The sequence below is a fragment of the Psychrobacter sp. genome (assembly GCF_035469765.1).
Classification (GTDB): Bacteria; Pseudomonadota; Gammaproteobacteria; order Pseudomonadales; family Moraxellaceae; genus Psychrobacter.
The window spans coordinates 1-12,064 of record NZ_DATIRM010000317.1 but is presented as its reverse complement, the minus strand read 5'-3'; the positions used below and the strand labels follow the sequence as shown (position 1 = coordinate 12,064).

Here is a 12,064-nt window from a genome sequence, read left to right as displayed (position 1 = left end):
TTGGTTATATCATACTAGCATTGATCATTATGTTCTCTAACGTCGATATGATCCCACAAGTATTTGGTTTGATCGTTGGCGATGCATTCACCGCACAAGCAGGTTTTGGTGCGGCAATCGGTTGGGGTGTAAAACGTGGTATTTACTCTAACGAAGCCGGTCAAGGTACAGGTCCTCACGCTGCTGCTGCTGCTGAAGTCCAGCATCCATCACAGCAAGGTTTAGTACAAGCATTCTCAGTTTACGTTGATACGTTACTGGTTTGTTCTGCTACCGCATTTATGATTTTATCTACTGGTATGTATAACATTCAAGGTGCTTTACCAGAGGGTCAGTTCATTCTACAAAATGTAGCGGCTACTACTGAAATTAATTCACCAGCCTTTACACAAATGGCAATGCAATCGGTATACGGTAATTTTGGTAATATCTTTATCGCAATCGCTGTCTTTTTCTTTGCCTTTACAACAATCTTGGCTTACTACTATATTGCTGAAGTTAACGTTACTTATTTAACACGCTTTATCGGTCGCGGTGCTCATAAAACAGGTCTTTTCTTAGCTAAAGTCTTAATCATGGTGATGGTTGCCTACGGTGGTCTTAACTCAGCAGGCTATATTTGGGCTATTGGTGATATCGGTGTTGGTCTTATGGCTTGGCTCAATATTGTTGGTATCTTGGTTATCTTCTTTGTGGCTCGCCCAACGCTTACCATGCTTAAAGACTATGAAGCACAACTTAAAGCTGGCGTGACAGAATATACTTTTGATCCAGCAAAATTTGGTATCAAAAATGCCCCTTATTGGGAAGAGCGTCATTTGAAACAGCAACAAAGAATGGCATCTGATTCACTACGTAAAGAGCATAAGTAATATTCTTTAACGTCATGATTATTTGATCCTCTTAAGCAAAAGCCCGAGACTATCGTCTCGGGCTTTTTAGTTTGCCCGCCCTTGCCTCTTTTCTAGTAAACAAGCGAGAGGTATTATCTATCCTAGCAACACTGTATTCTTTTTTAAAACGTATCAGCTATAGTTAGTTCAATATAAAAACGATACAGTAGGATTGGGATGAATTTTTTGCAGACTCTGTCGGTGTAGGCACAGCAAGCCAGAAAAACTCATCCCAGTCACGCGGCATAAAATAACGTATCTACTCTATTTGGTATCAACTGTAGCAGCCCTGTTTTCTTTTTTAAAGTGCACCAACTATAGTGACTTAATCATGATAAATAGACAGTAAAAAGCCCAGCTCAATGGCTAGGCTTTTTGTATTTACAACTATAAATAGTTTTTGTTGTTAAGCCTTATTTAGGCAATAGAACTGTATCGATCACGTGTACTACACCATTGGTTGCCATCATATCGGTTCCAACAATGTTTGCTGTATTACCGCTTGCATCGGTAATAACATTGGCATCACTGATCGTGATGGTTTGACCATTCGCCGTTTCAATCGCAGTACCATAAGGGATATCAGCTGCTTTTACGACCATAGGTACAACATGATATGGGAGAACACTTTTTAGTGTGGCTTGATCAGCAAGCAATTCTTCTTTGGTAATATTTAATTTGGTCAATAAAGCTGCAAATGCGTCATCCGTTGGTGCAAACACCGTGTATTCGCCTGCTTCCATCATCATACCGTCAAGTCCGGCTGCTTGTAGTGCTGCGGTCAAGATGGTTAAGTTCTCATTGCCAGCTGCCATCTCGCCAATAGTCTGTGTTGCAGCTACTTCAGGCATAGCAGCTGCATCAGCTTCTGCGACTGCTTCAGGAGCAACTTCTGGCTCTGCCACAACATCAGTGGTCGCTTCTGGCTCAACTGGCTCTGTGACTGCTTCTTTATCGTTACAGGCTGCTAGTGACATGGCGGCAGCCACAACAGCGATAGATAGTATATTTTTCTTTAACATAGGATATTCCTTTAATGTAGATAACTATTCAATACGGGATAGCTTGGAAGATAGCTTATAAATGATATTTTTAAGATAAATCGAAATTTTCTTAAATCGGCTACGTTTGTAGTTGGTTACCATCTTAACTGATTGATTTTTAATTCATATATTCTTAGGTAGTAGCACTGTATCGATCACGTATATAACACAAGTATTACGTAATTCCCACTCATTGCTAAATGTTGAGCTTGCTAGAGTCGCTCAACATCTATTAATTTGACCATCACATACACATGTATTTCAAGCATTGTTTGTTCAGCTATAAAAACACGCTACTAACTAGATTATTTAGGCATCAGCACTCTATCAATCACGTGTACGACACCATTACTGGCAGCGATATCTGTTTTTAGGATATTGGTTGTGCGCCCATTTTCATCCATCAATTTTCCTTGTGCAGTTACCATGAGCGTATCATTGCTTAACATGGTCACATTGCCTGGCTTAACATCTTTCGCATACACTGGAGCAGTACCATTGATCACGTGATAGCCTAAGATTTTGGTCAATAATGGTTTATTGGCAAAAAGTTGTGCTTTGGTCATACCGGTTTCTTGCAGCGCTTGCACAAAGGCAGCATTGGTTGGGGCAAAAACCGTATAGCTGGCATTCGGGTTAGAAAGCGCACCTGCTAAATCAGCAGCGACAACGGCTTCTACCAATAAAGAGAAATCAGGATTGCTCTGAGCAATTTGTACCACATTCATTTTTGCCATTGACTGGCTATGCATGGGGGCTTTCATAGTAGCACTTTTAGCTGGCATCATATTATTACAAGCACTTAAACCTGCAAGTGAGAGTGCTAAAGTACTAAGAGCAGCGATTTTAATGATTTTCATGACATTATCCTTAATGATTGAAATTCTATAATCTATTGGTTTTTAATACGGTCTAACAGATGAGATTGGCTTTCCTTAGCATCTATATTTAAGCTCTTAAATTTAAGCACCTAGGCTTAATATCTTGGTCGCTGATTTTATATTGTAATTTCATCCATCACAAATAAGCAATATAAACAAATTTCAAGTCAAAAACCATTAACCTTTACTAATAAGAACTGCTAATGAAACATCAATCTTACTGAAAATAAATTAACATATAGTTGGGTGATGTAAACTGCTATTTACGCTACTTTTTGTCGTAGGCGTGTAACCTTTATCCGTGTTATAAAGTAATAATTTTACTTTTATAATAATAAGTAAAGCTTTATGTAATCCTAAAGATAAATGATATTCATTTGTGCTCATAAGCTTTATGCAATAGACTTTGATAACCTGACAATGGCGATATGTTTTCTGCTAAAATCATCTCCATTTATCTAATATTTTTTACTGGCATCGATGGTTTTGACGCCTTATCTATTAAAAATTATAACGACTTTTCCCTCTTCTTTTTTATAACATTGACTCTATAAGCAGCGCTCCTATGACTCCAACTAGCTCTTCTCAAACCCATACTTTTCAAGATAATACGGCTCAAGCCAAAATAAGTGATACTAGTAACCCAAACGCCAACCCTAATGATTTTATCTTGACGCCGCCTGAAGTGTTCCCGTATAAGGGAAACCAGCTGACCGCACGCGCGCGTATTATTGAACAGATGGCATCGCGGATACTGATGCTAGATGGTGCAATGGGCACGCATATTCAGAATTATAAATTGCAAGAGGCAGACTATCGCGGTGAGCGTTTTGCTGATATTAAACAAGATGTACGCGGCAATAATGATTTATTGGTGCTCACGCAGCCACATATGATTAAAGAGATTCATCTAGCGCATTTGGAATCGGGCGCTGATATTATCGAGACCAATAGCTTTAACGGTACGCGTCTGTCGATGGCAGATTACGATATGCAGTACCTCGTGCCTGAGCTGAATAAAACGGCTGCCAAGATTGCCCGCGAAGCCGCTGACGAATACACTGCGAAGAATCCAGCAAAACCACGCTTTGTCGCTGGCGTTATTGGTCCGACATCGCGTACTTGTTCACTATCGCCTGACGTTAATGATCCGGCATTTCGTAACATTACCTTTGATGAATTGGTACTCAACTATCGCGAAGCGACGCTTGCACTAATGGAAGGTGGCGTTGATATCATTCTGATTGAAACCATCTTTGATACGCTCAATGCCAAAGCAGCAATTTTTGCCGTAACAGGCGTCTTTGATGACATCGGTTTTGAATTACCGATTATGATTTCGGGTACGATTACGGATGCGTCAGGTCGCACGCTTTCGGGACAAACGGCTGAAGCGTTTTATAACTCGATTCGTCATGCCAAACCGCTTTCAGTTGGCTTTAACTGTGCATTAGGCGCTGATGCACTACGCCCTCATATCCAAACGCTATCAAATATCGCCAATACTTATGTATCAGCGCATCCCAATGCTGGTCTACCCAACGAGTTTGGCGAATATGATGAAACGGCTGAAGAAACCACGGCGCTATTAGAAGGCTTTGCCAAAGCTGGCATCTTAAATATCGTCGGTGGCTGCTGTGGTACAACGCCTGAGCATATTCGCCAAATTGCCAATATGGTGGCAAAATACCCACCGCGCGCGATTCCTGAGATTGCACCCGCCTGCCGCTTATCAGGTCTTGAGCCTTTTACCATTACGCCTGACAGTTTATTCGTCAACGTCGGTGAACGTACCAACGTTACCGGTTCAAAGAAATTCTTACGCCTGATTAAAACCGAAGCCTATACCGAAGCACTTGATGTTGCCCGTGACCAAGTCGAAGGCGGCGCGCAAATCGTCGATATCAATATGGACGAGGGCATGCTTGACTCCAAGCAGGCGATGATTCACTTTGTAAACCTAGTGTCTGGTGAGCCGGATATTAGCCGTGTGCCATTGATGCTCGACTCGTCAAAATGGGACATTATCGAAGAAGGTCTTAAACGCACCCAAGGTAAATGTGTCGTCAACTCTATTTCTCTAAAAGAAGGTCACGCCGAGTTTGTTGAACGCGCCAAGCTCTGTATGCGCTATGGTGCTGCTATTATTGTCATGGCATTTGATGAAGATGGTCAAGCGGATACCTTCGAGCGTAAAACTCAGATTTGCAAGCGCAGCTATGATGTTTTGGTCAATGAAGTGGGCTTCCCTTCTGAAGATATTATCTTTGACCCGAATATTTTTGCCGTCGCAACTGGTATTACCGAGCACAACAACTACGGCGCGGACTTTATCAACGCCACCAAGTGGATTACGGATAACCTGCCAAATGCCATGGTTTCAGGCGGCGTCTCTAACGTGTCGTTTAGTTTCCGTGGTAACCCGATTCGTGAAGCCATCAACTCCGTATTCCTTTATCATGCGATTCAAAATGGCTTAACGATGGGTATCGTCAATCCTGCCATGCTTGAGTTATATGACGATATTCCTAAAGAGGCACGTGATGCCATCGAAGATGTGATGCTTAACCGCAACCAAGGCGAAACTGGGCAAGATGCCACCGAACGGCTAATGACCATCGCTGAAAACTATCAAGACGGCGGTAAGAAAAAAGACAGCACCGTCGATATGACTTGGCGTGAAGGCACGGTCGAAGAGCGTATCGCCCATGCCCTTGTTAAAGGTATTACCACCTTTATCGAAGCAGATACTAAAGAAGCGTGGGAGAAATATCCCCGTCCGTTAGAAGTTATCGAAGGACCACTGATGGACGGTATGAATATCGTCGGTGATTTGTTTGGCGCGGGTAAAATGTTTTTACCGCAGGTAGTAAAATCTGCGCGCGTCATGAAGCAGTCGGTCGCTTGGCTAAATCCATACATCGAAGCAGAAAAAGTCGAAGGCGAAAAGAAAGGTAAAATCCTCATGGCAACGGTCAAAGGTGATGTCCATGATATCGGCAAAAATATCGTCGGCGTGGTACTCGGCTGTAATGGCTATGACATTGTTGATTTGGGCGTGATGGTACCGTGTGAAAAAATCCTCGATACTGCCATTGCTGAGGAAGTCGATATCATTGGCTTATCAGGTCTGATTACCCCAAGCCTTGATGAGATGGTCTATGTCGCTAAACAAATGCAAGAGCGCGGCATGACTTTGCCCTTGATGATTGGTGGCGCAACGACCTCAAAAGCGCATACCGCAGTTAAGGTCGAACCGCAATATCAAAACGATGGCGTTATTTATGTAGCGGACGCCTCACGCTCCGTCGGTGTGGTTACTAAACTGCTATCCAAAGAACATCGTCAAGGCTTAATTGACGAAACCCGCGCGGAATATATCAAAGTGCGCGAACGCTTGGCAAAACGCCAGCCCAAAGCTGCCAAACTCTCTTATGCGGAATCTATCAAGATTGGCTTTCAGTACGATTGGGATAACTATGTACCACCGACGCCTAACCAGTTAGGACAAGTAATATTTGACGATTACCCTATCCACGACCTTGTACCATATATCGACTGGACTCCGTTCTTTATCTCTTGGGGTCTGTCTGGTAAATACCCACAAATCCTAACCGATGATGTGGTTGGTGAAGCGGCGCAAGACTTGTTTGGCAATGCCAGAGACTTACTAAATAAGATGATTGATGAAAAATCAATCGTCGCCAAAGGCGTATTTAAAATCGCCCCAGCCAAACGTACCGGCGCAGATACCGTCACCGTCTATGACAAAGCGCCAACTGAAGGCGGTAGCGCAGAATATCAGTTCGAGCATTTGCGTCAGCAAAGTGACAAAGCCAGCGGCACACCCAACTTTAGCTTGGCAGACTTCATCTCTCCATCGGACGCGCATACTGATTATCTAGGCGGCTTCACGGTCTCAATCGTCGGTACAGAAAAACTCGCCGAAGAATACAAAGCCAATGGCGATGACTATAACGCTATTATGGTGCAAGCCTTGTCTGACCGCTTAGCAGAAGCCTTTGCCGAACATCTACATAAGCGCATTCGTAAAGAATATTGGGGCTACTTACCTGAAGAAACCCTCAATAATGACGAGCTGATTAAAGAAAAATACGTCGGTATCCGCCCTGCTCCCGGCTATCCTGCCTGTCCTGAACATACTGAAAAAGGTAAACTATTTGAATGGCTCGGCACGGGCGATGCGATTGGTACGACCTTGACTGAAAGTTATGCGATGTGGCCTGCGTCTTCGGTCAGCGGCTTTTATTACTCGCACCCTAAAAGTGTTTACTTTAACGTCGGTAAAATCAGCACCGATCAATTAGAGAGTTATGCTGAGCGTAAAGGCTGGGATATGAAGACTGCTGAGAAGTGGTTAAATCCGAATTTGTAGGAAAAAGTGAAACAAACCACATCAAAGTGTTTTTGCTAGATAAAATAGACAGCATAATGGATGTAAATTTTGCTTATATAATTTCATTTAGCATGAAAAACATGAATATTTAAATTTATAAGCAAAAAAATAAGGCCATTCGTGGCCTTATTTTTTTAACTATTTTTGTTTTTTAGCTATTTTTGATAGTAAGGATAATCACTATAACCACTATCAGTACCACCATACATCGTGGCAGGGTCTGCCTCATTGAGCGGCCAATTATTGGCTATGCGCTCAGGTAAATCGGGATTAGCAATAAAAGGACGACCAAAAGCAAATAAATCGCCATAACCTTTAGATAAGATATTGACTGCTTTTTCAACGGTATATTTACCCGCATAGATAATACGCCCTGAAAACTCAGATCTTACTGCTTTATAAAATGACTCAGGTAAATCGGGTGCATTGTCCCAATCGGCTTCAGCAATTGATAAGTAAGCAATACCGGCTTGTTCGAGTACTTTAACGGCTTCAACATAAGTATTATGAGGGTCTGATTCTACTAAACCTAAGTAAACGCGTGTCTCATTGGTACTCACAAATAAAGGCGCAAATCGTACACCCAAACGCTCAGCGCCAACGACGTCACTGACAGCTGCGACCACTTCTTTTAAGAAACGCAGACGATTGGTCAGCGAGCCGCCATATTGGTCATCACGTTTATTGGTATGCTCAGAAATAAACTGATTAACTAAGTAACCGTTAGCACAATGCAGCTCCACACCATCAAAACCCGCCTCTAACGCATTGCGCGCGGCTTGAGCGTACATATTCACCAGTTCACCAACTTCTTCTGTGCTCAGTGCACGTGGCTCACTTGGATCGGCTAAAGCGCCTTCACCGGGGCCCGTTTCAATAAATACTTTGACGTTATCGGCAGTAATCGCAGAAGGCCCTACAGGTTGAGCGGCGTTTGGTTGTAAGCTAGTGTGAGACACTCGGCCAACATGCCATAGCTGAGCAAAAATAATACCGCCTTTAGCGTGTACGGCTTGGGTGACTTTTTTCCAACCTTCAATTTGGGCTTGCGAGTGAATCCCTGGAGTCCACGCGTAACCTTGGCCTCTTGGTTCAATTTGGGTACCTTCGGTAACCATAAAGCCTGCCGAGGCACGCTGTGCATAATAGCTTGCCATTAAGTCATTAGGAATATTGTCTGGTTGTGTGCTACGAGAGCGTGTTAATGGCGGCATCACGATGCGATTTTTAAGCGTATAAGGTCCAAGTTCTATAGATGAAAATAATGTACTGGTATTGGGGATAGGTTGTTTCATAAAACTCTCTTTTAAAGCAAACGAATAGGCTTATTGTTTAGATCACTTAACCTGTTTTGATGCTTAATTAATTTCTTAAGCAATATTAGTAAGCATAGAGTTTTGAAGGTACAATTTGAAACAACAATTTTTTGTTTAAGAGACAATTATGAATGGTATTAACCGGCTCGATATTAAACAGCTTAGAGTGCTGAATGCGTTACTTGATTTAAAAAACCTCTCACAAGTCGCACGAAAAATGGGGTTAACGCAACAAGCCATTAGCGAGCAATTACGTAAGCTGCGCGATTTATTTGATGATCGTTTGTTTATTCGTCAAGGTAATAGCATGGTAGCAACCCCAAAAGCGCTATCGTTGCAGCAACCCATTAGCCACATATTAAAGCAGTTGGATGCGCTTTTAGAGCCTGATTTATTTACACCACAAACCTATAAAGGAGTCTTTACGATTAGCGCGACCGACTACGCAACCCAAGCATTACTACCACAGCTTTTTAATATTACGCGCCGTGAAGCACCCGGTCTAAAATTAATAGTACGCGACTTTGCCTCCGACAATGTTAATCAGCTAATTACAGCAGGTGAACTTGATTTACTCATTACTTTTCCAGAATTTATTCCTGATAATTTAGCGTACGTTACTTTGCTTGAAGAGCAGCATTTATGCATTACCGGTTGCGACAATGAGTCTATAAAAGAGCCCTTAACACTGGCACAAATTGCAGCTTATCCTCAGCTTGTGGTCTCACCTTCGCGTGCTAATCTGCGTGGCTCTCACGATCAATGGTTTGCGGCAAGAGGCCTTAAACGAAATATTGTTATGTCAGTTCCCAGCTTTTCTGCGGTACCAGACATTCTTCATACCACCGATATGATTGCCTTCTATCCTTCACGCTTATTGCCAAATAATAAGGTTAAAGAGCTTAAGGTAGAAGCCTTACCACCGACATTTAAGGTCATAGCCGCATGGCATCCTCGAACTAATGACAGTGAAGTACATCGTTGGTTGATTAAGCAATTACAGGATTTATGAGGTTAAATGACAGTTGCATCCAGTTTGGCAGATGCATCTCGTTTAACAATGAGAGACTTTTTTGAACTCAATATTATTATCGAAATGAAGCTTACTTTAAATTAAATAAGTCTCACGCCTGCTTATCACCACGCGCATCTTTCTTCCGCCGACACTGCTCAGAACAATAAGTCACCTGCGCCCAATCCCTCTCCCACTTTTTACGCCATGTAAAGGGACGCTGGCACACGGGGCAGATTTTTTGCGGTAGGTTAAGCTTTTTATGTGCCATCGTCTGCTCCCATTTTCCTATACCTCTAACTTCACTATTAACGCCTACTTATCTTCTTTTTGATAATCCAACCCTTCATACTTCTTCACGCGCCGACATTGGTCTGAGCAATAGACCATGCTCTCCCAGTTTTTATCCAACTTTTTAGTCCAGCTAAACTCTCGGAAGCAGACCGGACATTCTTTTTTTCGGACGTTCTTCTTTTTATGCGCCATGATATTTACCTTTAAATTAAAAAAATTGCTTAACGACCCCAAATTGGTGAGCGTACTACTCCGCCCGTTTTACTGCTAATTGCATAACTGGTATTACCTGCTAGAGAATGGATAACTAAGCTGCCGCCACTTTGACTGCTTTGACCACCTACTTGCACACCTAAATTTGACTGATGCATCGGGTAGATGGCGTATTGTCCAGAAGGTGATAGGCGCGCTGGCTCATCAAGTCCCGTTTCTGCCAGATTGATGGCTTGTCCATTGGTAAGTGTCATGACTGCTGCCTTGCGACCATTGAGATATGCCAATCGCTGACCATCCAAGCTAAGCTGAGGACTTGCCGCATAACCTCTCGTCGATATAAGCGCTGCGTTACCGGTAGCGAAGCTATAACGATAAATGCTTGGGCGACCAGCGCTGACTTTATCACTAGTATAGACAAAGCTTTGTCCATCGCTGGCGTAGCTTGGCTGCACCTCAGTACTCGGTAACGTGGTGAGCTGTTTGGTATCGCCATCGCTTAAACGCATCTCATAGATATCGGCATTGCCGCCAACGGTTGAGCTATAAAGCAGCTTTTTGCCATCCGGTGAGAATGACGGTGATAAATTGCTACCTTCTACGTTGACGACCAAATTATGACTACCGCTCTTAACATCGTAAATATAAATCTTTGGATGCTGACGCGAAGCTTGTTTACTATAAGCGAGCATTTGACCATCCGCTGACCAGGCAGGCGCATAGATATAGCCATTTAGCTGATCAATCAGTTGACGCGCGCGGCCATCGGGACGGATACGATATAACGTCGAAATCTTAGCCGCGCCTACTCCTTGCTCTTCTACATAAGCGATATAGCCTTTGCGGTCTATCACTGGCATGCTAAGCGTAAGTGGATTATTCATAGCCATCGTACTCGTGGCTTTGGACAAGCTATTTGGCATTGTTTGACAGCCGCTTAGCACCGCCAGCATTGAAATCATGCTAATAGGAGCAATACCATTGAGCCTACGAATATCGATAGTCGGTTTTGACAGAGCCGTTTCTAACATCATAAAAGTCCTATTTAACTATGAGCCAGTTGACATAAACCATTTAAAACATGGGATTGTATACGAGCAATGGCTAGTAGAGGATCACTAAATGGTATAACAGCAATTGGAAAAGGTAATTCCGCTAGTGTAACGTACATTGCCCTTTTATTTTAGACAAAAACTTTTAGACAAAAAAATACCCCACTGCTAAGTGAGGCATTTCTTATATAACGGCTTTTATAGTGAGTTTAACTGACTATATTATTTAGCAACCGCTTTAAAGTAAGCAACTTGACTGCTGTTTTTGATGGTTAAGATAGGCGTATTGTTTGCATTCGTGCTGATGCTATATTTACCTTGTACGGTAGCAAGCGTCGCTGTATCAAAGCTGGCTTGTGGCTCAGGGCATGCCATCATAGTAGATAGGACATTGCCTAATACAACGTTACCGTTTACCACTTTGTAGTCAGAACCCATGTTATTACAAGTATTGACAAACGCAACACGGTCATTGCCGTTATCTTTAAAGAATTTTAGCGTTAAAGGTTTAGATGGATCAAAGAATAACTGAGTGACTTTGTCACCATTTGCACGCTTAGCATCAACAAGTTGCCAATCATATGCTTGTAGTGCATTAGCGGTAATTGGTTGAGTGACTGGTGCAATCACGGTAGGAGCAGTTTGGCAACCGGCAGCCAATGTACCTACAGCAAGAGTTGCAGCCATCATCATTTTAGTCGTATTTTTCATATAAATTCCCAGAGGTTTCAAATATTAATATATAAAGTAAATTATTCATTGCTTATCATTTTAATCAGTAGCGCTTGCTCTGATAAATTTGTTGTTTTCTTTAGTCTAAATAATGCGGCTATTATGCCGATTTTTTATAAGCCTGTCATGATAGATTGAGTACCAATTACCGCTATATTTGTACCACTTTGCAGTATTTTTGCTAACATAGCTTGCTAAGCACTCTATTAAC

The 12,064-nt window shown here is 42.4% G+C and carries 10 protein-coding genes; 3 read left to right on the top strand and 7 right to left on the bottom strand.

Annotated elements, in window-relative coordinates; translation table 11 throughout:
* Positions 1–872: alanine:cation symporter family protein (locus VLN09_RS08955; RefSeq protein WP_325245744.1), on the top strand; the 872-nt coding region annotated here is incomplete at its 5' end.
* A gap of 434 nt (positions 873–1,306) precedes the next feature.
* On the opposite strand, the gene VLN09_RS08950 is transcribed toward VLN09_RS08955, so the two are convergent.
* Positions 1,307–1,915, bottom strand: coding sequence for a fasciclin domain-containing protein (locus VLN09_RS08950; RefSeq protein ID WP_325245742.1), 609 nt, complete (start codon positions 1,913–1,915; stop codon positions 1,307–1,309).
* Positions 1,916–2,241: 326 nt separating this feature from the next.
* Complete coding sequence (locus tag VLN09_RS08945; protein ID WP_325245740.1) at positions 2,242–2,796, bottom strand: fasciclin domain-containing protein; 555 nt, start codon at positions 2,794–2,796, stop codon at positions 2,242–2,244.
* Positions 2,797–3,382: 586 nt separating this feature from the next.
* Here VLN09_RS08945 and metH point away from each other — a divergent pair.
* On the top strand, positions 3,383–7,213 hold the full coding sequence (gene metH / locus VLN09_RS08940; protein ID WP_325245738.1) for a methionine synthase: 3,831 nt from the start codon (positions 3,383–3,385) through the stop codon (positions 7,211–7,213).
* A gap of 176 nt (positions 7,214–7,389) precedes the next feature.
* Here the strand turns inward: metH and VLN09_RS08935 are convergent, their stop codons facing one another.
* Complete coding sequence (locus VLN09_RS08935; protein ID WP_325245736.1) at positions 7,390–8,529, bottom strand: alkene reductase; 1,140 nt, start codon at positions 8,527–8,529, stop codon at positions 7,390–7,392.
* A gap of 148 nt (positions 8,530–8,677) precedes the next feature.
* Here VLN09_RS08935 and VLN09_RS08930 point away from each other — a divergent pair, with 148 nt between their 5' ends.
* Entirely contained in the window at positions 8,678–9,562 is an 885-nt protein-coding gene (locus VLN09_RS08930) for a LysR family transcriptional regulator (protein WP_325245734.1), read from the top strand.
* Positions 9,563–9,674: 112 nt separating this feature from the next.
* Here the strand turns inward: VLN09_RS08930 and VLN09_RS08925 are convergent, their stop codons facing one another.
* From VLN09_RS08925 to VLN09_RS08910, 4 genes are all read right to left on the bottom strand, one after another.
* Entirely contained in the window at positions 9,675–9,833 is a 159-nt protein-coding gene (locus VLN09_RS08925; protein WP_325245732.1) for a DUF2256 domain-containing protein, read from the bottom strand.
* A gap of 44 nt (positions 9,834–9,877) precedes the next feature.
* Positions 9,878–10,048 (bottom strand): DUF2256 domain-containing protein, encoded by a 171-nt coding sequence (locus VLN09_RS08920; protein ID WP_325245729.1) that lies wholly within the window; start codon positions 10,046–10,048, stop codon positions 9,878–9,880.
* A gap of 29 nt (positions 10,049–10,077) precedes the next feature.
* On the bottom strand, positions 10,078–11,103 hold the full coding sequence (locus VLN09_RS08915) for a Xaa-Pro aminopeptidase (protein WP_325245727.1): 1,026 nt from the start codon (positions 11,101–11,103) through the stop codon (positions 10,078–10,080).
* Between the two features lie 240 nt (positions 11,104–11,343).
* Complete coding sequence (locus VLN09_RS08910; protein ID WP_325245725.1) at positions 11,344–11,832, bottom strand: META domain-containing protein; 489 nt, start codon at positions 11,830–11,832, stop codon at positions 11,344–11,346.
* Between the last annotated feature and the right edge of the window lie 232 nt (positions 11,833–12,064).

Excerpts from the sequence above, each read along its gene's own strand:
- metH (WP_325245738.1), top strand. The coding sequence starts at position 3,383 with ATGACTCCAACTAGCTCTTCTCAAACCCATACTTTTCAAGATAATACG.
- VLN09_RS08930 (WP_325245734.1), top strand. The coding sequence starts at position 8,678 with ATGAATGGTATTAACCGGCTCGATATTAAACAGCTTAGAGTGCTGAAT.
- VLN09_RS08920 (WP_325245729.1), bottom strand. The coding sequence starts at position 10,048 with ATGGCGCATAAAAAGAAGAACGTCCGAAAAAAAGAATGTCCGGTCTGC.
- VLN09_RS08950 (WP_325245742.1), bottom strand. The coding sequence starts at position 1,915 with ATGTTAAAGAAAAATATACTATCTATCGCTGTTGTGGCTGCCGCCATG.
- VLN09_RS08925 (WP_325245732.1), bottom strand. The coding sequence starts at position 9,833 with ATGGCACATAAAAAGCTTAACCTACCGCAAAAAATCTGCCCCGTGTGC.
- VLN09_RS08915 (WP_325245727.1), bottom strand. The coding sequence starts at position 11,103 with ATGATGTTAGAAACGGCTCTGTCAAAACCGACTATCGATATTCGTAGG.
- VLN09_RS08935 (WP_325245736.1), bottom strand. The coding sequence starts at position 8,529 with ATGAAACAACCTATCCCCAATACCAGTACATTATTTTCATCTATAGAA.
- VLN09_RS08910 (WP_325245725.1), bottom strand. The coding sequence starts at position 11,832 with ATGAAAAATACGACTAAAATGATGATGGCTGCAACTCTTGCTGTAGGT.
- VLN09_RS08945 (WP_325245740.1), bottom strand. The coding sequence starts at position 2,796 with ATGAAAATCATTAAAATCGCTGCTCTTAGTACTTTAGCACTCTCACTT.